23 protein-coding genes and 3 tRNA genes are annotated in these 22,538 nt (G+C 68.7%); 20 read left to right on the forward strand and 6 right to left on the reverse strand.

All coding sequences use genetic code 11. The features are described 5' to 3' along the window. Positions 1 to 91: 91 nt before the first annotated feature. The 3 genes from ACZ7NC_RS33170 to ACZ7NC_RS33180 form a co-directional block, all read right to left on the reverse strand. On the reverse strand, positions 92 to 472 hold the full coding sequence (locus tag ACZ7NC_RS33170) for a nuclear transport factor 2 family protein (RefSeq protein ID WP_471493618.1): 381 nt from the start codon (positions 470 to 472) through the stop codon (positions 92 to 94). A gap of 2 nt (positions 473 to 474) precedes the next feature. Continuing rightward, positions 475 to 1,131 carry an SDR family oxidoreductase gene (locus tag ACZ7NC_RS33175; RefSeq protein ID WP_471493620.1) on the reverse strand — a complete coding sequence of 219 codons (657 nt, stop codon included), beginning with the start codon at positions 1,129 to 1,131 and terminating at the stop codon, positions 475 to 477. A 220-nt stretch (positions 1,132 to 1,351) separates the two neighbouring features. After that, positions 1,352 to 2,617, reverse strand: coding sequence for an amidohydrolase family protein (locus tag ACZ7NC_RS33180; protein WP_471493622.1), 1,266 nt, complete (start codon positions 2,615 to 2,617; stop codon positions 1,352 to 1,354). A gap of 230 nt (positions 2,618 to 2,847) precedes the next feature. On the opposite strand from ACZ7NC_RS33180, the gene ACZ7NC_RS33185 reads away from it, so the two are divergent. The 9 genes from ACZ7NC_RS33185 to ACZ7NC_RS33225 all read left to right on the forward strand — a co-directional run bounded on the left by ACZ7NC_RS33185 (position 2,848) and on the right by ACZ7NC_RS33225 (position 8,198). Continuing rightward, a tRNA-Thr gene (locus ACZ7NC_RS33185) sits at positions 2,848 to 2,920 on the forward strand. A gap of 46 nt (positions 2,921 to 2,966) precedes the next feature. Continuing rightward, positions 2,967 to 3,039, forward strand: a tRNA-Met gene (locus tag ACZ7NC_RS33190). A gap of 89 nt (positions 3,040 to 3,128) precedes the next feature. Continuing rightward, positions 3,129 to 3,293, forward strand: a complete 165-nt coding sequence (gene rpmG / locus ACZ7NC_RS33195; RefSeq protein WP_003948671.1) for a 50S ribosomal protein L33 — start codon at positions 3,129 to 3,131, stop codon at positions 3,291 to 3,293. A gap of 150 nt (positions 3,294 to 3,443) precedes the next feature. Next, positions 3,444 to 3,908, forward strand: a complete 465-nt coding sequence (locus ACZ7NC_RS33200; RefSeq protein ID WP_471493624.1) for an FAS1-like dehydratase domain-containing protein — start codon at positions 3,444 to 3,446, stop codon at positions 3,906 to 3,908. A 6-nt stretch (positions 3,909 to 3,914) separates the two neighbouring features. Then, the gene (locus ACZ7NC_RS33205) at positions 3,915 to 4,343 is read left to right on the forward strand and encodes a MaoC family dehydratase (protein ID WP_471493626.1); all 429 of its coding nucleotides are present in this window, start codon (positions 3,915 to 3,917) and stop codon (positions 4,341 to 4,343) included. Positions 4,344 to 4,471: 128 nt separating this feature from the next. Next, positions 4,472 to 5,035 carry a TetR/AcrR family transcriptional regulator gene (locus ACZ7NC_RS33210; protein ID WP_471493627.1) on the forward strand — a complete coding sequence of 188 codons (564 nt, stop codon included), beginning with the start codon at positions 4,472 to 4,474 and terminating at the stop codon, positions 5,033 to 5,035. 98 nt (positions 5,036 to 5,133) lie between these two features. Further along, a complete protein-coding gene (locus ACZ7NC_RS33215) occupies positions 5,134 to 6,606 on the forward strand; it encodes an MFS transporter (RefSeq protein ID WP_471493629.1) in 1,473 nt (490 codons plus the stop codon). A 69-nt stretch (positions 6,607 to 6,675) separates the two neighbouring features. Further along, a complete protein-coding gene (locus tag ACZ7NC_RS33220) occupies positions 6,676 to 7,056 on the forward strand; it encodes a DUF3291 domain-containing protein (RefSeq protein WP_471493632.1) in 381 nt (126 codons plus the stop codon). Between the two features lie 86 nt (positions 7,057 to 7,142). Further along, a complete protein-coding gene (locus ACZ7NC_RS33225; RefSeq protein WP_471493634.1) occupies positions 7,143 to 8,198 on the forward strand; it encodes a UDP-N-acetylmuramate dehydrogenase in 1,056 nt (351 codons plus the stop codon). Between the two features lie 32 nt (positions 8,199 to 8,230). Here the strand turns inward: ACZ7NC_RS33225 and ACZ7NC_RS33230 are convergent, their stop codons facing one another. Beyond that, positions 8,231 to 8,863, reverse strand: coding sequence for an NAD(P)-dependent oxidoreductase (locus tag ACZ7NC_RS33230; RefSeq protein ID WP_471493636.1), 633 nt, complete (start codon positions 8,861 to 8,863; stop codon positions 8,231 to 8,233). A gap of 105 nt (positions 8,864 to 8,968) precedes the next feature. Between ACZ7NC_RS33230 and ACZ7NC_RS33235 the strand changes: the two genes are divergently transcribed. After that, complete coding sequence (locus tag ACZ7NC_RS33235) at positions 8,969 to 9,565, forward strand: TetR/AcrR family transcriptional regulator (protein WP_471493639.1); 597 nt, start codon at positions 8,969 to 8,971, stop codon at positions 9,563 to 9,565. A 16-nt stretch (positions 9,566 to 9,581) separates the two neighbouring features. Here the strand turns inward: ACZ7NC_RS33235 and ACZ7NC_RS33240 are convergent, their stop codons facing one another. Then, positions 9,582 to 10,610, reverse strand: a complete 1,029-nt coding sequence (locus ACZ7NC_RS33240) for an adenosine deaminase (RefSeq protein ID WP_471493641.1) — start codon at positions 10,608 to 10,610, stop codon at positions 9,582 to 9,584. A gap of 125 nt (positions 10,611 to 10,735) precedes the next feature. Next, the gene (locus tag ACZ7NC_RS33245) at positions 10,736 to 11,962 is read right to left on the reverse strand and encodes a pyridoxal phosphate-dependent aminotransferase (RefSeq protein WP_471493644.1); all 1,227 of its coding nucleotides are present in this window, start codon (positions 11,960 to 11,962) and stop codon (positions 10,736 to 10,738) included. A gap of 283 nt (positions 11,963 to 12,245) precedes the next feature. Here ACZ7NC_RS33245 and ACZ7NC_RS33250 point away from each other — a divergent pair. The 10 genes from ACZ7NC_RS33250 (at position 12,246) to rpoB (ending at position 22,454) form a co-directional block, all read left to right on the forward strand. Then, positions 12,246 to 12,318: transfer RNA gene (locus ACZ7NC_RS33250), tRNA-Trp, on the forward strand. A 110-nt stretch (positions 12,319 to 12,428) separates the two neighbouring features. Then, positions 12,429 to 12,710, forward strand: coding sequence for a preprotein translocase subunit SecE (gene secE, locus ACZ7NC_RS33255; protein WP_471493647.1), 282 nt, complete (start codon positions 12,429 to 12,431; stop codon positions 12,708 to 12,710). Between the two features lie 80 nt (positions 12,711 to 12,790). Beyond that, complete coding sequence (gene nusG / locus ACZ7NC_RS33260; protein WP_471493649.1) at positions 12,791 to 13,624, forward strand: transcription termination/antitermination protein NusG; 834 nt, start codon at positions 12,791 to 12,793, stop codon at positions 13,622 to 13,624. A gap of 264 nt (positions 13,625 to 13,888) precedes the next feature. Then, positions 13,889 to 14,323: a 50S ribosomal protein L11 gene (gene rplK / locus ACZ7NC_RS33265; RefSeq protein WP_028805116.1), complete on the forward strand. Its 435-nt coding sequence runs from the start codon at positions 13,889 to 13,891 to the stop codon at positions 14,321 to 14,323. 78 nt (positions 14,324 to 14,401) lie between these two features. Next, positions 14,402 to 15,127 carry a 50S ribosomal protein L1 gene (gene rplA / locus ACZ7NC_RS33270; RefSeq protein ID WP_129799294.1) on the forward strand — a complete coding sequence of 242 codons (726 nt, stop codon included), beginning with the start codon at positions 14,402 to 14,404 and terminating at the stop codon, positions 15,125 to 15,127. Between the two features lie 129 nt (positions 15,128 to 15,256). After that, entirely contained in the window at positions 15,257 to 16,069 is an 813-nt protein-coding gene (locus tag ACZ7NC_RS33275) for an SCO4651 family lipoprotein (RefSeq protein WP_471493653.1), read from the forward strand. A gap of 114 nt (positions 16,070 to 16,183) precedes the next feature. Then, a complete protein-coding gene (locus tag ACZ7NC_RS33280; protein ID WP_471493655.1) occupies positions 16,184 to 17,071 on the forward strand; it encodes an SCO4651 family lipoprotein in 888 nt (295 codons plus the stop codon). A gap of 290 nt (positions 17,072 to 17,361) precedes the next feature. Further along, complete coding sequence (rplJ, locus tag ACZ7NC_RS33285) at positions 17,362 to 17,892, forward strand: 50S ribosomal protein L10 (RefSeq protein WP_055622549.1); 531 nt, start codon at positions 17,362 to 17,364, stop codon at positions 17,890 to 17,892. 110 nt (positions 17,893 to 18,002) lie between these two features. Further along, positions 18,003 to 18,389: a 50S ribosomal protein L7/L12 gene (gene rplL / locus ACZ7NC_RS33290; protein WP_471493791.1), complete on the forward strand. Its 387-nt coding sequence runs from the start codon at positions 18,003 to 18,005 to the stop codon at positions 18,387 to 18,389. Between the two features lie 579 nt (positions 18,390 to 18,968). Next, a complete protein-coding gene (gene rpoB, locus ACZ7NC_RS33295) occupies positions 18,969 to 22,454 on the forward strand; it encodes a DNA-directed RNA polymerase subunit beta (RefSeq protein WP_471493657.1) in 3,486 nt (1,161 codons plus the stop codon). Positions 22,455 to 22,538 lie beyond the last annotated feature (84 nt).

The raw sequence follows: 22,538 nt of genomic DNA on the forward strand, positions 1-22,538 counted from the left end.
AGACCGCAGCCAATCGGCACCAGGTATGCGAACCCGTGAAGTGGTACGGAAAGCAACCCACGTGGTGCCGAACCAACTCACAACCAGATCACTAGCCGCCCGCCCGCACATCCATCCGGGCCACCAACCCGTCCGCGTCGAACCGGTACACATGCTCGACCGTCTCCTCGGCCCACCGCTCTCCCGACGCGTCGCGCATCCCGGTCCGTACGGTCGCCACCACGGCCTCGCCGTCGCTGTCCGGACGCAGCCCCTCCAGCCGTACGAGGGGGTGGCCGGCGGCGAACTGCCGTGCCCAGTACGCGCGTACCGCCTCGCGGCCGTGTAGCCGGGCTCCGTCCAGGACATTCGGCCAGTCCACGTCGGGGGCGAGGCACTGTTGCATGAAGGGCTCTCGTTCGTCCGTCGAGAAGACCTCGTACATGCGCCGCAACAGCGCGTCCCGCGCCGCGGGAACCCCCTCCGACTCCATCCTCAGTTCCCCGCCACCGACTTCACCGCCACGGACACCGGGGCCGAGCCGCTGATCACTTCGAGCGTCAGGCCGGCCGTTGCCGGGGTGTCGAGCAACTCCGCCAGTACGGCGGCCACGTCGTCGCGCGGGATCGGGCCGCGGCCGGTGTGGGCCTCCAGCCGCACCTGGCCGGTTCCGGCGTCGTTCGTCAGCATTCCGGGGCGCAGGATCGTCCAGTCCAGGGCGTCCAGTCCGCGGACGTACTCGTCGGCCGCGCCCTTGGCGCGCAGGTAGACGTCGAAGATCTCGTCGCCCTCGTGCTTCGGGTCCGCGCCCATCGACGACACGATCAGGAAGCGCCGTACGCCCGCCCGGACCGCCGCGTCGGCGAACAGGACCGCCGCGCCCTTGTCCACCGTGTCCTTGCGGGTCGTTCCGCTGCCCGGACCCGCACCGGCCGCGAACACCGCCGCGTCCGCGCCCTGGAGCTGGGCCGCGACCTCCTCGACCGAGGCCGACTCCAGATCCAGCAGGATGGGTTCGGCGCCCGCCTCCCGCAGGTCGTCGCCCTGTTCCGCCTTGCGGATGATCCCCGCGACCTCGTTTCCGCGCGCGGCGAGCAGCTTCTCCAGCCGCAGCGCGATCTGACCATGACCACCAGCGATGACAATGCGCATGTTTCCGACCGTACGCCCGGACAGCCGCATTCGCCGCACGACTTCAGCCACGCCTCACGCCTCACGCCTCTGGGACCGTGCACCTCATACGCGTACGCCGGGCGCGTGCGCCACCCACGTGCTCGCCACCCACATGCCCCGCGACGCACCTCACCCGCCCCTGACGCACGCCACCCCGCCCCTGACGCACGGACACCCCGCCCCTAACGCAAGCCATCCCTCACGACAACTCCCCCCGCCCTTGCCGAGGCAGCCCCAACTCCGCGGTCGCGGCCGAGTTGCAGTACTCCCGCACCGCGCTCGTCCGCGCCACCACGCGCCCCCGGTGCACCACGATCCGGCTGTACGCCAGTGACAGCGCCCCCGCCAGCCGCTCCCCGCGCACCGCCAGCAACTCGGCCGGGAAGCCCGCCTCCACCCGCACCTCGGGCAGCCCCAGCGCCGCCCGCGCCGACCCGCTCACGCAGTCGTACGCGTCCTCGGGGCGCAGTCCGTGGCGTGAGGCCAGCAGATAGGCGGCCTCCAGCGGGTCTCCGCGGCCCACCGGGTTCGAGACGTCCCGCAGGGCGCCGCTTCCGGCGGCGACGCGTACCCCGGCGGAGCGCAGCAGTCGTACGGGCGCCGTGGCGCGCCGTTCCACGCCCCCGCAGCCGCCCTGCGGCAGGCACACGACGGTCACTCCGGCCGCGGCGAGCTGGTCCGCGGTGCGGGAGGCCAGCTGGGAGGGCAGGTGCCCCAGGCCGCCGCACGGGCCGAGCGTCACACCGGGTCGAAGGCCGCCGGCCATCGCGGCGAGGCGGGACAGACGGGCCGGGTCGGTGGCGTCGGTGTGCAGGTCGACGGGGCAGCCGTGCTCGGAGGCGACCTCCAGGACCGCCTCCACATAACCCGTCGGATCCGGGTCCAGGTCGGGGCAGCCGCCGACCACCGACGCGCCCATCTTCAATGCGTCCCGCAGCATCGCGAGCCCGTCGGCTCCGGCCACTCCGGTCAGCAGCCGAGGCATCGCCACCGTCGTCAACTCGGTGAGCCCGCGCAGCGAACGCCGGGCCTGGAGTACGGCGGCGAGCGCGTTGAGCTCCTGGATCTCGCCCACGCGCACGTGTGCCCGCAGCGCCGTGGCCCCGTGCCCGAGCTGGAGCAGGGCGGCCTCGGTGGCCCTGCGCTGGACGTCATGGGGGTCGTAGGAGACCGGTCCGCCCTCGTCCGCGGAGAGCGCGGTGTCGCCGTGGGCGTGTGGTTCGGCCGGGGCCGGCAGGAGCAGGTAGCCGCCGAGGTCCACTCGCGCGCCGCACGCGCGCGTGCCGCCCGCCGCCAGGCTTCCGGCCGTGCCGACCGCCTCGATGCGCCCGCCGTCCAGCCGTACGTCCACGGTCCGGCCGTCGGTGAGCCGCGCCCCGCACAGCAGCAGAGCACCTGGCTCGGCCGGTCCGGACGAGCCCGACGGGGACGACGAGTGGGGTGGCTGGGGGTTGCTGTCGGGCATCGTGCTCCAGAGACAAGATCACGCAGAGTGAGTCGAGCCTAGGGTGACGGCCAGGCCTTGGCGCGCAGGAGCGCAATAGTCGTACCGGTGTGGTCCGCCGCACGGGAGCCGCTTCCGCGGTGCCTCGGGGGCCTGCGAGGCGGGGGTGCGCTGCGCCGATCGGCCGTGGGCGGGGCCCGCGAAACGGATTTGGGTGAACGGCGACTGAGCGTGTAATGTCTTCATCGCTCGCCCCAATAGCTCAGTCGGCAGAGCGTCTCCATGGTAAGGAGAAGGTCAACGGTTCGATTCCGTTTTGGGGCTCTGGTGTGAGAGGTTCCCGTCGCAAGGCGGGGCCCGATCGCATCACAGCGGTGTAGCTCAGTCGGTAGAGCAAGCGGCTCATAATCGCTGTGTCACCGGTTCAAGTCCGGTCACCGCTACTGACAGTAGCCGATTGCGGGGTCGGTCCTTCGATCGGCTACTCTTTCTTGCGTTAGTTCATTCCATCCGTTCGTCAAGGAGCACTCACGTGGCTGCCACCGACGTCCGCCCGAAGATCACGCTGGCCTGCGTGGAGTGCAAGGAGCGGAACTACATCACCAAGAAGAACCGGCGTAACAACCCGGATCGTCTTGAGATGAAGAAGCACTGCCCGCGTTGCAATGCGCACACCGCGCATCGCGAGACGCGATAAATCAGGCTCGTACACGAGGCCGCCCCCCGATTGCGGGGGCGGCCTCGTGTCGTTTCAGGCCGGGTTACCGGTCGGTTCGGGCCGAGCCCGGGTGAAATCAGCCGGCGGACCAGCAGGTCAACCGCAGCAGACAGCAGGAGGTACCGAGCCATGGCGCTCGACCAGTCCTTCGTGGGGCGGAGTTACCCGCCCACCGCCCCCTATGAGGTGGGTCGGGAGAAGATCCGTGAGTTCGCGGAGGCCGTGGGGGACACCAACCCGGCGTACACCGACCCGGAGGCCGCCAAGGCGCTCGGCCACTCCGATGTGATCGCCCCGCCGACCTTTGTCTTCTCGATCACGTTCAAGGCCGCGGGACAGGTCGTGGCGGACCCCCAGCTGGGCCTGGACTACAGCCGGGTGGTGCACGGCGACCAGAAGTTCGCCTACACCCGCCCGGTGCGCGCAGGTGACCGACTGACCGTCACCTCCACCATCGAGGCCATCAAGTCCATGGCCGGAAACGAGATCGTGGACATCCGTGGCGAGGTCCACGACGAGGCGGGGGAGCACGTCGTGACCGCCTGGACGAAGCTCGTGGCCCGTGGTGCGGACGCCGAAGAAGGGGAGGCCTGAGCGGCTATGACGGCGAAGATTGCGTACGGCGACGTCGAGGTCGGCACCGAACTGCCCGCCCGGAGCTTCCCCGTGACCCGTGCCACGCTCGTTCAGTACGCGGGCGCGTCGGGGGACTTCAACCCGATCCACTGGAACGAGAAGTTCGCCAAGGAGGTCGGGCTGCCGGACGTCATCGCGCACGGCATGTTCACCATGGCCGAGGCGATCCGTGTGGTCACCGACTGGGTCGGCGACCCGGGCGCGGTCGTCGAGTACGGCGTCCGCTTCACCAAGCCCGTCGTCGTGCCGAACGACGACCTGGGTGCCACGATCGAGGTCAGCGGCAAGGTCGCGGTCAAGCTCGACGACAACAGGGTCCGAGTGGACCTGACCGTGGCCAGCGAGGGGCGTAAGGTGCTCGGCATGTCGCGCGCGGTCGTACAGCTTGCGTGAGCGGCACGCGCGTGCCGTGAGGTAAGGGGCGTTCTCCGTGGCGGGGCGCCCCTTACACATTCCGGCCGACGAGTTATTCCGGCAGATCCCCCTTGACCTAGTTAGTGATTGAGTACTAACTTACTTGCATGGTCAGGATGAGCGCAGAAGAGAGGCGCGAGAGCGTCATCCGCGCGGCGACGACCGAGTTCGCCCGCGGTGGCTACTACGGCACGTCGACCGAGGCGATCGCCAAGCGGGTCGGTGTCTCGCAGCCGTATCTCTTCCGGCTCTTCCCGGGCAAGAAGGCGATCTTCCTCGCGGCGGCCGAGCGCTGTGTGGAGGACACCATCCGGATGTTCGCGGAGGCCTCCGAGGGCCTGGAGGGCGAAGAGGCCCTGCACGCCATGGGTGACGCGTACCGGAAGGTCGTCTCGGAGCAGCCCGACCGGCTGATGATGCAGATGCAGATGTACCTCGCCGTGGCGGCCGCCGAGCAGGAGGGCGACCACGAGTTCGGCGAGGCCGTGCGCGCCGGCTGGACGCGCCTGTGGGACACCGTCCATCTGCCCTTGGGGGCGGACGTCAACCAGACGACGACCTTCATGGCGTACGGCATGCTCATCAACTGCCTGGTGGCCATGGGTTTCCCGCCCGATCACCGGGTCTGGGCGGGCATGAATCCGGCGGAGCGGGACGAGAATCGGCCGTAGGGGCGGGGAGGTCTGCCCTTTTTATGACCGCGAAAGTTAGTGATCGATAACTATCCATCAGAACTGGAAAACCGGAACGCATCACCCCAGGGGGAGCGATGTCACACCACACCGATCAGAACGCGCGGACAGGCCGCCCGGGCGGGGCCGTATGGGCTCTCGTCATCACCAGCATCGCCGGGTTCATGGCCGCGCTCGACAACCTCGTCGTCACCACCGCACTGCCCTCCATTCGCGAGGACCTGGGCGGAGGGCTGCACGACCTGGAGTGGACGGTCAGTGCCTACACACTCACCTTCGCCGTCCTGCTGATGTTCGGTGCGGCCCTCGGCGACCGCTTCGGCCGTCGCAGGCTCTTCGTCGTCGGCATCTCGATCTTCACCGGCGCGTCCGCCGCCGCGGCCCTCGCGCCCGGCATCGACTCCCTGATCGCCGCCCGCGCGGTGCAGGGCGCCGGTGCGGCGATCATGATGCCGTTGACGCTGACCCTGCTCACGGCGGCCGTGCCCGCGGCCAAGCGCGGGATGGCGTACGGCATCTGGGGCGCCGTCAACGGGCTCGCCATCGCGTCCGGGCCGCTCATCGGCGGCAGCCTCACCGAGCACATCTCCTGGCAGTGGATCTTCTGGCTGAACGTTCCGCTGGGCATCGTCCTGCTGCCGCTCGCCCGACTTCGCCTCGCCGAGTCGTACGGCACCGGCGCCCGGCTCGACATCCCCGGCACCCTGCTCGCCAGTGGCGGACTCTTCGGGATCGTGTACGGCCTGGTGCGTGGCCCCGCCGACGGATGGACCGGACGCCTGGTCCTGACCGGCCTGTTCGCCGGAGGTGCGCTGCTGGTCGGCTTCGTCCTCTACAGCACCCGCGCCAAGAACCCGATGCTGCCGATGCGGCTGTTCCGCTCCCGGGCGTTCTCCGGGATCAACGCCGCGAGCATGCTGATGTTCCTCGGCATGTTCGGGTCGATCTTCCTGCTCAGCCAGTACATGCAGGGCGTGCTCGGCTACTCGCCGACCGAGGCGGGGCTGCGGATGCTGCCGTGGACCGGTATGCCGATGGTCGTCGCGCCGATCGCCGGGATTCTGTCCGACCGCATCGGCGGCCGGCCCGTCGTCGCCACCGGCCTGTTCCTCCAGGCCGCCGGCCTCGCCTACATGGCGTCCGTGGTCACCGTCGACGTCTCCTACGCCGCCCAGTTGCCCGGCCTGATCATCAGCGGCGTCGGCATGGCCCTGTTCTTCGCCCCGGCCTCCCACCTGGTCATGTCCAGCGTCCGCGCCTCGGAGCAGGGCATCGCCTCCGGCGCCAACAACGCACTGCGCGAGGTCGGCGGCGCGCTCGGCATCGCGGTCATGGGGTCGATCTTCTCCGCGCAGGGCGGCTACGAGACCGGCCAGACCTTCGTCGACGGCCTGCAGCCCGCCCTGGTCACCGGCGCCGCGGTCGTGGCGCTCGCCGGCATCGCGGCCCTGCTGATCCCGTCGCGGCGGCACGACGGCGTGGCTGGGAGCGCGGCCGAGCAGATGCCGGAGCAGGCGCCGGAGCGGGCGCTGGAGACGGCCTCCCGCTGAGCCACCGACCCGAGTGACCCCGACTCGCCCCACTGACCGCACCCGAACCCCGGACCATGAGGAGCAGTCATGCCCACCCTTCCCTGGACCGTTCCGAACCCCGCACCGCAGGGCGCCGAGGTCCACGTCTTCGCCTCCCGCTTCGAGACCCGCACCCTTTGGGGAGCGCTCCGCTTCCTCGCCCGTACGCCGGGCGTGTGGCGGCAGGTGAGCCGGGCGCCCGGCGCATACGGGGCCACCTTGAAGGCCGAGCCCTTCAAGCGGACCTTCTGGACGCTGTCCGCCTGGGAGTCACCGTCCGCGCTCAAGGACTTCGCCCGCTCCGGCACTCATGCCCCGACCTCGAAGGGTCTGTCCGCGCAGATGCGGGACGCCAAGTTCGCCACCTGGCAGGTGTCGAGCGACGAGCTTCCGCTGGACTGGAAGGAGGCCTTCCGGAGGCTGACGTGAACGGCACGCGCGCGTGGCACGCGCATCGGCCCCGGCACTCCCCATGGGTGCCGGGGCTGTCAGTGCCGTCTCGTAGTCTTGAGCGCGTGCAGGAACTCCACGACGCTCCCCTCGCCCCCTTGACCAGCTTCCGGCTGGGCGGCCCCGCCACCCGCCTGGTCACCGCCACCACCGACGCCGAGGTGATCGACGTCGTGCGCGAGGCGGACGCCGCCGGGACCCCGCTGCTGCTCATCGGCGGTGGATCGAACCTGGTCATCGGCGACAAGGGCTTCGCGGGCACCGCACTCGTCATCGCCACCAAGGGCTTCGAGCTCTCCGGAAGCACGCTCGAACTGGCCGCGGGCGAGGTGTGGACCGACGCCGTCGCCCGCGCCGTCGAGGCCGGGCTCGCCGGGATCGAGTGCCTCGCCGGAATCCCCGGCTCCGCGGGCGCCACGCCGATTCAGAACGTCGGCGCCTACGGCCAGGAGGTCTCCTCGACGATCACCGAGGTGATCGCGTACGACCGCCGCACCGGCGAGACCGTCGTCATCCCGAACTCCGACTGTGCCTTCTCCTACCGCCACAGCCGCTTCAAGGCCGACCCCGAGCGCTACGTCGTCCTGCGCGTCCGCTTCCTGCTGGAGGACGCGGGCGGCCTTTCGGCGCCCATCAAGTACGCCGAGACGGCGCGTGCCCTCGGTGTCGAGGTCGGCGACCGCGTGCCCCTGGCCGCCGCCCGCGAGACCGTGCTGAAGCTGCGCACCGGGAAGGGCATGGTCCTGGACCCCGAGGATCACGACACCTGGTCGGCCGGATCGTTCTTCACCAACCCGATCCTCACCGACGAGCAGTTCGCCGCGTTCCACGCGCGCGTGCGCGCCCACCTCGGCGACGGCGTGGAGCCGCCGGCCTACCCGGCGGGGGAGGGGCACACCAAGACCTCCGCGGCCTGGCTCATCGACAAGGCGGGCTTCACCAAGGGATACGGCACCGGCCCCGCCCGCATCTCCACCAAGCACACCCTCGCGCTCACCAACCGCGGCGAAGCGACCACCGAGGACCTCCTCGCGCTCGCCCGCGAGGTCGTCGCCGGGGTCCGGGAGGCCTTCGGGATCACGCTGGTCAACGAACCGGTGACGGTCGGAGTCAGCCTCTAGGCGCTGCCCTCCGGTGGGTCTTCAGTAGGCCTTCAGTAGGCCACGCCCACCCCTTGCTTCACCGTCGCCGGGTCCCCGACCATCCCCAGCATCGCGTGCGCCACATCCGCCCGCCCGATGAAGCGCCCCTTGAGCGGAAACCCGCCTACGACGGTGCGATACCTGCCGGTGAGCGGCTTGTCCTGCAGACGCGGGGGCCGTACGAGCGTCCAGTCCGCGGGGGCACCGGCGACCTCGGACTCCATCTCCCGCAGGTCCGCGTAGATGTCCTTGAGGACCGCCGAGACGACACCGCGCACAGCACGGTCCAGGAACCCGTCCCCCTCCGGCTCGGGCCCGACCGGCGCGGCGCTCACCACGAGCAGCCGCCGCACCTTCTCCGCCTCCAGGGCCGCCAGCACCGTACGTGTCAGCCGCGTCGCGACCCCGGCGTCCCCGCGCCCGCGCGCACCGAGGCCGGACAGCACGGCGTCCCGTCCGGCGACGGCGGGCCGCAGCGCACCGGGGTCGGTGAGATCCGCGCGGAACACCTCCAGACGGTCGCCGACAAGGGGCAGTCGCGCGGGGTCCCGTACGACGGCCGTGACCTCGTGACCGGCGTCCAGAGCCTGGCGGACGATCTCCGTGCCGATGCCTCCGGTGGCGCCGAAAACGGTGAGTTTCATGAGTGCTCCCGTCCCCATGAGATGGGTGGGTGAGTACTTACTCACCCCTGCTTCCTCTAGGGTGAGTAAGTACTCACCCACCCGTCAAGGGCGATTGGAGATTCCATGGAGACTCGGCCCACCCGCGTCCGACTGCTCGACGCCGCGCACGACCTGATGCTCACGGTCGGGCTGGCGAAGGCCACGACGAAGGAGATCGCGCGGGCGGCCGGATGCTCCGAGGCGGCGCTGTACAAGCACTTCGACAGCAAGGAGGAGCTGTTCATCCGGGTGCTCACCGAACGGCTGCCCCCGCTCCGCCCGCTGCTCAGCAGCCTCGCCGCCGAGCCGGGCCGGCACTCCCTGGAGGAGAATCTCACCGAGATCGCCCGCCAGGCGGCGCTGTTCTACGAGCAGAGCTTCCCGATCGCCGCGTCGCTGTACGCGCAGACCGAGCTCAAGCGGCGGCACGACGACGCCGTACGGCAGATGGGGGCGGGCCCGCACGTACCGATCCAGGAGCTCGACCTCTATCTCCGGGCCGAGCAGGAGATGGGCCGGGTCAGCGCGGACGCCGACACCTTCGCGGCGGCGTCGCTGTTGATGGGGGCCTGCGCGCAGCGGGCGTTCGCCTATGACGCGACCAGGGAGGCCGTACGGCCGCCGGTGGACGAGTTCGCCGCCCGGCTGGCCCGCACGCTGCTCGTCGGAATCGCCGGCTGACCCCTGCCGGCATGGGCTAGACGAGCCAGTCGTCCACCCCGGACAGGAGCTTGGCCTTCACCTCCGCCGGCGCCGCCGACGCGCGCACCGACTGCCGGGCCAGTTCCGCCAACTCCTCGTCCGTGAAGGCGTGGTGGTGGCGGGCGATGTCGTACTGGGCGGCGAGCCGTGAGCCGAAGAGCAGAGGGTCGTCGGCGCCCAGGGCCATCGGGACGCCGGCCCCGTACAGCGTGCGCAGCGGCACGTCCTCGGGCTTCTCGTAGACACCGAGGGCGACGTTCGACGCTGGACACACCTCGCACGTCACGCCTCTCTCGGCGAGGCGCTTCAGCAGCCGAGGATCCTCCGCCGCCCGCACCCCGTGACCTACCCGGTTCGCGTGCAGGTCGTCCAGGCAGTCACGGACCGAGGACGGCCCGGTCAGCTCGCCGCCGTGCGGGGCCGACAGCAGACCGCCCTCGCGGGCGATGTGGAAGGCACGGTCGAAGTCCCGCGCCATGCCCCGGCGTTCGTCGTTCGACAGCCCAAAGCCGACCACGCCCCGGTCGGCGTACCGCACCGCGAGCCGCGCCAGCGTGCGGGCGTCCAGCGGGTGCTTCATCCGGTTCGCGGCGACCAGGACACGCATCCCGAGCCCCGTGTCCCGCGACGCCGTTTCCACCGCGTCGAGGATGATCTCCAGTGCCGCGATCAGACCGCCCAGCCGGGGCGCGTACGACGTCGGGTCGACCTGGATCTCCAGCCAGCCGGAGCCGTCCTTGACGTCCTCCTCCGCGGCCTCCCTGACCAGCCGCTGAATGTCCTCCGGCTGCCGAAGGCACGAGCGCGCCGCGTCGTACAGGCGCTGGAAGCGGAACCAGCCTCGCTCGTCCGTAGCCCGCAGCTTCGGTGACTCCCCCCTGGTCAGCGCGTCGGTCAGCGCCTCGGGCAGACGCACACCGTACTTGTCGGCCAGTTCCAGCAGGGTCGTCGGCCGCATCGAACCGGTGAAGTGCAGGTGCAGATGGGCTTTCGGCAGTTCAGAGACATCACGTACACGCTCCATTCCAGGATCCTGCCGTACGTGTCCGCCGTCCCGGTAGCCGTTTCCCCTTTAGTGGTCTTGCTCGCACAAACAAATGAGGGCACCTCCGAAAATTCGGAGGTGCCCTCATGGGCAGAAGGCGGACGTCAGTCCCTGGCCTCCGCCAGCAGCTTCTGGATCCGGCTCACTCCCTCGACGAGATCCTCGTCACCGAGCGCGTACGACAGCCGCAGATACCCCGGCGTGCCGAAGGCCTCGCCCGGGACGACCGCGACCTCGGCCTCCTCCAGGATCAGCTCGGCCAGCTCGACGCTGCTCTGCGGGCGCTTGCCGCGGATCTCCTTGCCGAGCACGGCCTTGACCGACGGGTACGCGTAGAAGGCGCCCTCGGGCTCGGGGCAGAGCACGCCGTCGATCTCGTTGAGCATCCGCACGATCGTCTTGCGGCGGCGGTCGAACGCCTCGCGCATCTTCGCGACCGCCTCAAGGTCACCGGAGACGGCGGCGAGGGCGGCCACCTGTGCCACGTTCGAGACGTTCGACGTCGCGTGGGACTGGAGGTTGGTCGCGGCCTTCACCACGTCCTTCGGGCCGATGATCCAGCCGACCCGCCAGCCCGTCATGGCGTACGTCTTGGCGACACCGTTGACCACGACGCACTTGTCGCGCAGCTCGGGGAAGAGCCCCGGGAGGGAGACCGCGGCGGCCTCGCCGTAGACCAGGTGCTCGTAGATCTCGTCCGTCATCACCCACAGGCCGTGCTCGACGGCCCAGCGGCCGATCGCCTCGGTCTCGGCCTCGCTGTAGACGGCGCCGGTCGGGTTGGACGGCGACACGAAGAGGACGACCTTCGTCCGGCTCGTACGGGCCGCCTCCAGCTGTTCCACGGTGACGCGGTAGCCGGTCGTCTCGTCGGCGACGACATCGACCGGGACACCGCCGGCCAGCCGGATCGACTCCGGGTACGTCGTCCAGTACGGCGCCGGGACGATGACCTCGTCGCCCGGGTCGAGGATCGCGGCGAAGGCCTCGTAGATGGCCTGCTTGCCGCCGTTGGTGACGAGGATCTGCGAGACGTCGGGCTCGTAGCCGGAGTCGCGCAGCGTCTTCGCGGCGATGGCGGCCTTCAGCTCAGGGAGACCGCCGGCCGGCGTGTAGCGGTGGTACTTCGGGTTCTTGCAGGCCTCAATGGCGGCCTCGACGATGTAGTCCGGGGTCGGGAAGTCGGGCTCACCGGCGCCGAAGCCGATCACCGGACGCCCGGCGGCCTTGAGAGCCTTGGCCTTGGCGTCCACGGCGAGGGTGGCGGACTCGGAGATCGCGCCGACTCGGGCGGAGACCCGGCGCTCGGTCGGAGGGGTTGCAGCGCTCATGGGGCCCATCGTTTCAGACAGGAAACGCGCCTGGCACACGGGTTTCACGGACTGAACATCGGCTGAACATCCGTCCGGATCGGGCCCCCGGCCTGGGCGATCTTGCGTTGCCGCACCGTCGTTCCCCCGGCGATCTTTCGCGTATCAAGCCCCCATCGGCCACTTTCTGTTCGACGACGCGCCCAGGACCACGTACACTCTCACCTCGTTGGCCTTCAGCAGCCCACAGCCGAGAGTGCACAGCGAGCACTCGTCCGGATGCGGTACGTTGGGGGGCACACAAAGGGTCGTAGCTCAATTGGTAGAGCACTGGTCTCCAAAACCAGCGGTTGGGGGTTCAAGTCCCTCCGGCCCTGCTACACACACCTTCGCCAGGATGTGTGCGCATGTACGTACAGCATTGCAACGCCGTGCGGCTCAGACCGGGCGCGGCACGGCCACGACCCGGGATTTCAGGTGAGGACGAATGGCGGACGCCGTGGGCTCCATCGACACGCCTGACGCCCAGGATGAGGCGCAGGAGAAGAAGAGCCGCAAAGGCGGCAAGCGCGCGAAGAAGGGCCCGCTGAAGCGGCTCGCCCTCTTCTACCGTCAGATCGTTGCGGAACTCCGCAAGGTCGTCTGGCCGACGCGCAACCAGCTGACGTCGTACACCACCGTGGTGATCTTCTTCGTCGCCATCATGATCGCCCTGGTGACCGTGATTGACTATGGGCTCGACCACGCTGCCAAGTACGTCTTCGGCTGAGCCAAGAGCGAAGGGCGCCGTGGTTACCGGCGCCCCTTTTCGCATGTTCCACCCCTTGTATCCAGGAAGAAGCAGCCACCGTGTCTGACCAGAACCTGAACGACGCCGTCGAGCCGCTCGGGCAGGATGCCGAGTCCGTGGAAGACGAGCTCGACATCGTCGAAGGCGCTGACGAGGACCTGGACGAGGTCGAGGCTGCCGACGCCGAGGCGGGTGAGCCGGCCGAGGAGGCCGCGCTGCACGTCGAGGACGAGGACGCGGGCGAGGAAGAAGAGGCCGCCGAGGAGGCCGAGCCCGTCGACCCCGTCGCCGCCCTGCGCGAGGAGCTGCGCACGCTGCCCGGCGAGTGGTACGTCATCCACACCTACGCCGGTTACGAGAACCGCGTGAAGACCAACCTTGAGCAGCGCGCCGTCTCGCTGAACGTCGAGGACTACATCTTCCAGGCCGAGGTGCCGCAGGAAGAGGTCGTCCAGATCAAGAACGGCGACCGCAAGACGATCAAGCAGAACAAGCTGCCGGGTTACGTCCTGGTCCGCATGGACCTGACCAACGAGTCCTGGGGTGTCGTCCGCAACACCCCCGGCGTCACCGGCTTCGTGGGCAACGCCTACGACCCGTACCCGCTGACCCTGGACGAGATCGTCAAGATGCTCGCCCCGGAGGCCGAGGAGAAGGCCGCCCGCGAGGCCGCCGAGGCCGAGGGCAAGCCCGCCCCGCAGCGCAAGGTCGAGGTCCAGGTCCTGGACTTCGAGGTCGGCGACTCGGTCACCGTCACCGACGGCCCGTTCGCCACGCTGCAGGCCACGATCAACGAGATCAACGCCGACTCCAAGAAGGTCAAGGGCCTGGTGGAGATCTTCGGCCGCGAGACGCCGGTCGAGCTCTCCTTCGACCAGATCCAGAAGAACTAGCGGTACAGCAGCTCTCGCGAAGGGCCTCCCGTCGGCGGATTCCGCTGATGGGAGGCCCTTTCGTCGTACGCCGTCGGATTGGGGAGCGGAGTGGCGGAGCTGGAGTTCTGGTCAAGCGCCTGAGCTGCCGGTTTTGGCCCTGACGCGTTACCCGTTATCGTTGTGCGGTATGCCTCCATCCGGATGATCCGGACGCTCACCGTTCCAGGTGGCCCACGGTACGGATGGCGGCGGAACACCTCTCACTAAGGACCCGGAGAGAGCATGCCTCCCAAGAAGAAGAAGGTCACGGGGCTCATCAAGCTCCAGATCCAGGCCGGCGCCGCCAACCCGGCCCCGCCTGTCGGCCCCGCGCTGGGCCAGCACGGCGTCAACATCATGGAATTCTGCAAGGCCTACAACGCCGCGACCGAGTCGCAGCGCGGTTGGGTCATCCCGGTGGAGATCACGGTCTACGAGGACCGTTCCTTCACCTTCATCACCAAGACGCCGCCGGCCGCCAAGATGATCCTCAAGGCCGCGGGCGTGGAGAAGGGCTCTGGCGAGCCGCACAAGACCAAGGTCGCCAAGATCACCGAGGCGCAGGTCCGCGAGATCGCCACCACCAAGATGCCCGACCTCAACGCCAACGACCTGGACGCCGCCGCGAAGATCATCGCTGGCACCGCCCGTTCCATGGGCATCACGGTCGAGGGCTGACCTCAACCCCCAAGCAGAAGTGAGTGGCGGGGCCTGCTCGGCCCGGACCACAACTCCTAAGAAAACCCAGGAGCAGTAGTGAGCAAGCGCAGCAAGTCTCTCCGCGCTGCGGACGCCAAGGTCGACCGGGAGAAGCTCTACGCCCCGCTCGAGGCCGTCCGTCTCGCCAAGGAGACGTCCACGACCAAGTTCGACGGCACCGTCGAGGTCGCCTTCCGTCTGGGTGTCGACCCGCGTAAGGCCGACCAGATGGTCCGTGGCACCGTGAACCTTCCGCACGGCACCGGTAAGACCGCCCGGGTCCTGGTCTTCGCGACCGGTGACCGTGCCGAGGCCGCGCGTGCCGCGGGCGCCGACATCGTCGGTGCCGACGAGCTGATCGACGAGGTTTCGAAGGGCCGTCTGGACTTCGACGCCGTCGTCGCCACCCCGGACCTCATGGGCAAGGTCGGCCGCCTCGGCCGTGTCCTCGGCCCGCGTGGTCTGATGCCGAACCCGAAGACCGGCACCGTGACCCCGGACGTGGCCAAGGCCGTGACCGAGATCAAGGGCGGCAAGATCGAGTTCCGCGTCGACAAGCACTCGAACCTGCACTTCATCATCGGCAAGGCGTCCTTCGACGACACCAAGCTGGTGGAGAACTACGGCGCCGCGCTGGAGGAGATCCTCCGTCTGAAGCCGTCCGCCGCCAAGGGTCGCTACATCAAGAAGGCCGCCATCACCACCACGATGGGCCCTGGCATCCCCGTCGACCCGAACCGCACCCGCAACCTCCTCGTCGAGGAGGACCCGGCCGCGGTCTGAGCCATCGGCTCACCAGGCTCGACGACGGGCCCCGCACCCTTCCCGGGTGCGGGGCCCGTCCGCGTTCCACGGCTGTTTGTCAGTGCCCTGGGTTAACGTGCATTCACGGGGATCGCACAGGGGGGACGAATGACGAGCACGAGGGCGCGTCGGTCGGCGTTCTGGATCGCGCTGCTGACCGCACTGACGGCCCTGGCCGCCTGCACCTCCTCCGACCGCACCGATGAGGACCTCCCCACGCCCTCCCGCGCCGTGACGGCCGCCCTGCGCACCGTCGAGCGCTCCACCGACCGGGCCGAATCCGCCAGGGTGAGGTCCACGACGACCGTGGGCTCGACGCTGTCCATGAAGGCCCAGGGCGCCCTCGCCTGGAGCGACGGCCTCACCGGCGCCCTGACGATCACATACACCGGCGGCACGACGGCCGAGACGATGCGCCGCCTCGGCACCACGTCGATGGAGGCCCGCTATCTCCCCGACGCCTACTACGCGCGCATGGGCGAGGCGTTCGCCGAGAAGGCCGACGGCAAGCACTGGATCAAGTACGCCTACGACGACCTGAAGAACCTCGCCGGCAGCTCCGGAGCCGATCTCGCCGACCAGATGCGCGGCACCGCCCCGCACGCCTCGGTGAAGCTGCTGATGTCCTCCAGGGACGTTCGCAAGGTCGGCGAGGAGTCGGTGAGCGGCAAGCGCACCACGCGCTACTCCGGCACGGTGAGCCTGGAGGGCGCCGCCACCCAGACCGTCGACATATGGGTCGACGACCGGGACCTGCTGGTCAAGAAGGTCGAGAAGGGCCGTACGGCCACGGGGCCGCTGACCCAGACCGCGTACTACAGCGACTACGGAGTGAAGGCGGCGGTCGAGAAGCCTCCGACGGGGGACACCGCCGATCTCAAGGAGCTGCTGAAGGAAGGGACTGTCGGCGGCGCCTCGTAGGTATTCGGAGGTCCGCTCGGGAGTATTCGGAGGTCCGCTCGGGCTGCCTGGGCTACGCTCCCGATCTTGCGGTGCCCCGACCGAGCACCGGCCATGTGTTCCTTAGGGGAATCAATGAGACTTACCGCACGCGCCGCGCTGCCCGTCTCCGCACGCGCCGCGCTGCCCGTCTCCGCACGTGCCGCTCTGCCGGCCGCGGTGCTGCTGCTCGCCGGTTGTGGGACGGGAGCCGGCGCGGAAGGGCCAGCCGGGGGCTCCTCGGCCGCCGACGCCGTCGCGCGGGCCGTGGCGGAGAGCGAGGGCGCCCCGTCGCTGCATTACCGGGTGACCGGCCAGTTCCCGGAGCGCGGGCGCATAGCCGACGAGGGGACCGTCCGCACGAAGCCGGTGGCGGCCAGCCTCAAGATCGTCGGCCTGAGTGGCGAGCAGCGGGGCGAGACCGAGATGCGGCTGGTCGACGGCGTGCTGTACGGCAGCGCGACCGGCGACATGGTCGATCAGATCGGCGGCAGGCACTGGATCAGCTACGGCCCGGCCGCCGAGTTCACCACGGACAGCGGCCTGCGCATGAACGTCGGCAGCATGCGGGACCAGGTCGGCCGCAACCCGGCCCGCGAGGCCGCCTTCCTGGCCGCCGCGGACGACGTGCGCCGGGTCGGCAGCGAGACGGTCGACGACGCCGGCACCACGCACTACGTCGGCAAGGCCACCGTCGACGAGCTGCGGGCGGCGATCAAGAAGACCGGGGACAAGGCCACCCGAGCGGGACACGAGCGCAGCCTCGACCAGTACGAGAAGCTGGGCGTGGACGAGCTCACCCTCGACGTGTGGATCGACGGCGACGACCGGGTCAAGCGCCTGCGCACCCAGGGCCTCGGCCGCCACGGTGAGCTCGACCTCACCTTCACCTTCCTCGACTACGGCAAGCCGGTGCAGGTCCGGGCGCCCCGCCCCGACGACACGGCTGACCTGCGCAAGCCGCTGAAGAAGAGCGGGAGCTGAGAGGCGTAAGGGCCGATTTGCCTGACGGCGGCCGCGTCCCGTACTCTCCTACAGAAGCCCAAGACCGCTGGTCGTTACCGTGCGCTCACAAGAGGGCGCGGTGGCCGAAGGATCCGCTGAAAATGCGGACGACCCGCGCAGGTGACAGTGGAAGAGCTCCCGGAGTACGCACGTCCACGTGTGTGCAGCCGGTCGAGTCCGCCCCGTGCGCCTGCGCCGGGGCGTTTCGTTTTCCACAGTCCTCCTTCGGGTCCGCGCGGTCCGAATCACCCGGAAGGAGGCCGAGGCTCATGGCGAGGCCCGACAAGGCTGCCGCGGTTGCCGAGTTGACGGAGCAGTTCCGCAACTCCAGCGCCGCTGTGCTGACCGAGTACCGCGGTCTCACCGTGGCGCAGCTCAAGACACTGCGCCGGTCGCTCGGTGAGAACGCCCAGTACGCCGTGGTGAAGAACACGCTGACCAAGATTGCGGCCAACGAGGCCGGGATCTCGACGCTTGACGACCTGTTCAACGGTCCGACGGCTGTCGCCTTCGTCACCGGTGACCCGGTGGAGTCGGCGAAGGGTCTCCGTGACTTCGCCAAGGACAACCCGAATCTCGTCATCAAGGGCGGTGTCCTTGACGGTAAGGCGCTCAGCGCCGACGAGATCAAGAAGCTTGCGGACCTCGAGTCCCGCGAGGTTCTGCTCGCCAAGCTGGCGGGCGCCCTGAAGGGCAAGCAGACCCAGGCTGCTCAGGTCTTCCAGGCGCTCCCGTCGAAGCTCGTCCGCACCGTGGACGCGCTTCGTGCCAAGCAGGACGAGCAGGGCGGTGCCGAGTAATTCGGCTCGCACGATGACCGCCGCCGCCTGAGGCGGAGGTCGTAGCGGGCCAACGTACGCCCGCCAGACATGTACATCCCGGCACCAGCCGATTAAGTGGAAGGAAAGCCATCGTGGCTCTCACCCAGGACGAACTGCTCGCCGAGTTCGAGAACATGACCCTGATCCAGCTCTCCGAGTTCGTGAAGGCGTTCGAGGAGAAGTTCGACGTCACCGCCGCCGCTGCGGCCGTCGCTGTCGCCGCCCCGGGTGCCCCGGGTGCCGCTGCCCCGGTCGAGGAGGAGAAGGACGAGTTCGACGTCATCCTCACCGGCGCCGGCGACAAGAAGATCCAGGTCATCAAGGTCGTGCGTGAGCTGACCTCCCTGGGCCTGAAGGAGGCCAAGGACCTCGTGGACGGCGCCCCGAAGCCCGTCCTCGAGAAGGTCGCCAAGGACGCCGCCGAGAAGGCCGCCGAGTCCCTCAAGGGCGCCGGCGCCTCCGTCGAGGTCAAGTAAGACCTTTCGGTCGAGTTCGACCGCCGCGCTTGCTGAATCCAGCCTCCTGAGGCTGTAACGCAGTCGCACCGAAGAGCGATCATCCATTCGGGTGGTCGCTCTTCGGCGTTCCTGGGGGCGCGGCCGCGGTTACCTTGCGCCCGCTAAGGCGGGGGGTATGGTGATCTTCGTCGTGTCTCCGGGCCGTCCTGGGTTCGGGCATGGGGGCCTTGACGAACCGCACGCAGCGCGCAATTCTCAGGACGCGTCGCCACAAGGATCCGAATCCGAGGCATGGATCGGCGACGAAGAGGGCAGTATCAACGTGCATTGAGGGCAGCATGCCGAGGGCGTTGAGAACAACGAGGGTCGCGAAAAACCCGCACTGGACATCAGTGTGCCAAGTGGCTACACTGACCCTTTGCGCTGCCTGTTAGCTGTCCCCTGCCCGTCACCAGGGGCATGCCCTCGCTTTAGCATCGATGACCGGACCGTCCCTGACCTGGCCATTTTTGGTCGGAGAAGGAAACACCTGTCTCTGTGCGCCAGTGAGGGGCCGGTACGCGCGTAGTGAGTCCGAGCCCTCGGAAGGACCCCCTCTTGGCCGCCTCGCGCAACGCCTCGACCGCGAATATGAACAACGGCGCCAGCACTGCCCCGCTGCGCATCTCCTTTGCAAAGATCAAGGAGCCCCTCGAGGTTCCCAACCTGCTCGCGCTGCAGACCGAGAGCTTTGACTGGCTGCTCGGCAACACCGCCTGGCAGAGTCGGGTCGAGGAGGCTCTGGAGTCCGGTCAGGATGTCCCCACCAAGTCCGGCCTCGAGGAGATCTTCGAGGAGATCTCCCCGATCGAGGACTTCTCCGGGTCGATGTCGCTGACGTTCCGGGACCACCGCTTCGAGCCGCCGAAGAACTCGATCGACGAGTGCAAGGAGCGCGACTTCACCTACGCCGCCCCGCTCTTCGTGACGGCGGAGTTCACCAACAACGAGACCGGTGAGATCAAGTCCCAGACGGTCTTCATGGGCGACTTCCCGCTCATGACGAACAAGGGCACCTTCGTCATCAACGGCACCGAGCGTGTCGTCGTGTCGCAGCTGGTCCGTTCGCCCGGTGTCTACTTCGACTCCTCCATCGACAAGACGTCCGACAAGGACATCTTCTCCGCCAAGATCATCCCGTCCCGGGGTGCCTGGCTGGAGATGGAGATCGACAAGCGCGACATGGTCGGTGTCCGCATCGACCGCAAGCGCAAGCAGTCCGTCACTGTTCTCCTGAAGGCTCTCGGCTGGACCACCGAGCAGATCCTCGAGGAGTTCGGCGAGTACGAGTCGATGCGCGCCACCCTGGAGAAGGACCACACCCAGGGCCAGGACGACGCGCTGCTCGACATCTACCGCAAGCTGCGTCCGGGCGAGCCCCCCACGCGTGAGGCCGCGCAGACGCTTCTGGAGAACCTGTACTTCAACCCGAAGCGCTACGACCTCGCCAAGGTCGGCCGCTACAAGGTCAACAAGAAGCTGGGTGCGGACGCTCCGCTGGACGCGGGCATCCTGACCGTCGAGGACGTCATCTCGACGATCAAGTACCTGGTCAAGCTGCACGCGGGCGAGACCGAGACGGTCGCCGACAGCGGTCAGACGATCGTCGTCGAGACCGACGACATCGACCACTTCGGCAACCGCCGTCTGCGCAGCGTCGGCGAGCTCATCCAGAACCAGGTCCGCACGGGTCTGGCTCGTATGGAGCGCGTCGTCCGCGAGCGCATGACGACCCAGGACGTCGAGGCGATCACGCCGCAGACCCTGATCAACATCCGGCCGGTCGTCGCCTCCATCAAGGAGTTCTTCGGCACCAGCCAGCTGTCGCAGTTCATGGACCAGAACAACCCGCTGTCGGGTCTGACGCACAAGCGGCGTCTTTCCGCGCTCGGCCCGGGTGGTCTCTCCCGTGAGCGGGCCGGCTTCGAGGTCCGTGACGTGCACCCGTCACACTACGGCCGTATGTGCCCGATCGAGACGCCCGAAGGCCCGAACATCGGTCTGATCGGTTCGCTCGCCTCCTACGGCCGCGTCAACGCGTTCGGTTTCGTGGAGACGCCGTACCGCAAGGTCACCGGCGGTGTGGTCACCGACGAGGTCGACTACCTGACGGCCGACGAAGAGGACCGCTTCGTCATCGCGCAGGCCAACGCCACGCTCAACGACGACATGCGCTTCGCCGAGAACCGCGTACTCGTCCGCCGCCGTGGTGGCGAGGTCGACTACGTCGCCGGTGACGATGTGGACTACATGGACGTCTCGCCGCGCCAGATGGTGTCGGTCGCGACCGCCATGATCCCCTTCCTCGAGCACGACGACGCCAACCGTGCCCTCATGGGCGCGAACATGATGCGTCAGGCCGTGCCGCTGATTAAGTCCGAGGCCCCGCTCGTCGGCACCGGCATGGAGTACCGCTCCGCGGTCGACGCCGGCGACGTGGTCAAGGCCGAGAAGGCGGGTGTGGTCCAGGAGGTCTCCGCGGACTACATCACCACCGCCAACGACGACGGCACGTACATCACGTACCGCCTGGCCAAGTTCGCCCGCTCCAACCAGGGCACCTCGGTCAACCAGAAGGTCATCGTCCTCGAGGGCGACCGGATCATCGAGGGCCAGGTCCTGGCCGACGGTCCGGCCACCGAGAACGGCGAGATGGCGCTGGGCAAGAACCTGCTCGTGGCGTTCATGCCGTGGGAGGGTCACAACTACGAGGACGCGATCATCCTGTCGCAGCGCCTCGTGCAGGACGACGTCCTCTCCTCGATCCACATCGAGGAGCACGAGGTCGACGCCCGTGACACCAAGCTCGGCCCCGAGGAGATCACCCGGGACATCCCGAACGTCTCCGAGGAGGTCCTCGCCGACCTCGACGAGCGCGGCATCATCCGTATCGGTGCCGAGGTCGTCGCCGGTGACATCCTCGTCGGCAAGGTCACGCCGAAGGGTGAGACCGAGCTGACGCCGGAGGAGCGCCTGCTCCGTGCGATCTTCGGTGAGAAGGCCCGTGAGGTCCGTGACACCTCGCTGAAGGTGCCGCACGGCGAGATCGGCAAGGTCATCGGCGTCCGTGTCTTCGACCGCGAGGAGGGCGACGAGCTTCCCCCCGGTGTGAACCAGCTTGTGCGCGTGTACGTGGCGCAGAAGCGCAAGATCACCGACGGTGACAAGCTCGCCGGCCGTCACGGCAACAAGGGTGTCATCTCCAAGATCCTGCCGATCGAGGACATGCCGTTCCTGGAGGACGGCACCCCGGTCGACATCATCCTCAACCCGCTGGGTGTGCCGTCCCGAATGAACCCGGGACAGGTCCTGGAGATCCACCTCGGCTGGCTCGCCAGCCGCGGCTGGGACGTCTCCGGCCTCGGCGAGGAGTGGGCGCAGCGCCTCCAGGCGATCGGCGCCGACGCGGTCCAGCCGGGCACGAACGTCGCGACCCCCGTCTTCGACGGTGCGCGCGAGGACGAGCTCGCCGGTCTGCTGGAGCACACGATCCCGAACCGCGACGGCGAGCGCATGGTGCTCCCGACCGGTAAGGCGCCGCTGTTCGACGGCCGCTCGGGTGAGCCCTTCCCGGAGCCGATCTCGGTCGGCTACATGTACATCCTGAAGCTGCACCACCTGGTCGACGACAAGCTGCACGCCCGTTCGACCGGTCCGTACTCGATGATCACCCAGCAGCCGCTGGGTGGTAAGGCCCAGTTCGGTGGCCAGCGCTTCGGTGAGATGGAGGTGTGGGCGCTGGAGGCATACGGCGCCGCGTACGCCCTCCAGGAGCTGCTGACCATCAAGTCCGACGACGTCACCGGCCGCGTGAAGGTCTACGAGGCCATCGTCAAGGGCGAGAACATCCCCGAGCCCGGCATCCCCGAGTCCTTCAAGGTGCTCATCAAGGAGATGCAGTCCCTGTGCCTCAACGTGGAGGTGCTGTCCTCGGACGGCATGTCCATCGAGATGCGCGACACCGACGAGGACGTCTTCCGCGCTGCGGAGGAGCTTGGCATCGACCTGTCCCGGCGTGAGCCGAGCAGCGTCGAAGAGGTCTGACGGGAGTTCGGAGGCCTTCGTCATGAAGGCCTCCGGCCCCAGGACCCCCGTATCAGACCCCATGACTTACAACCCTGAGAGGGA

Source organism: Streptomyces sp. NPDC111802, from assembly GCF_055634335.1.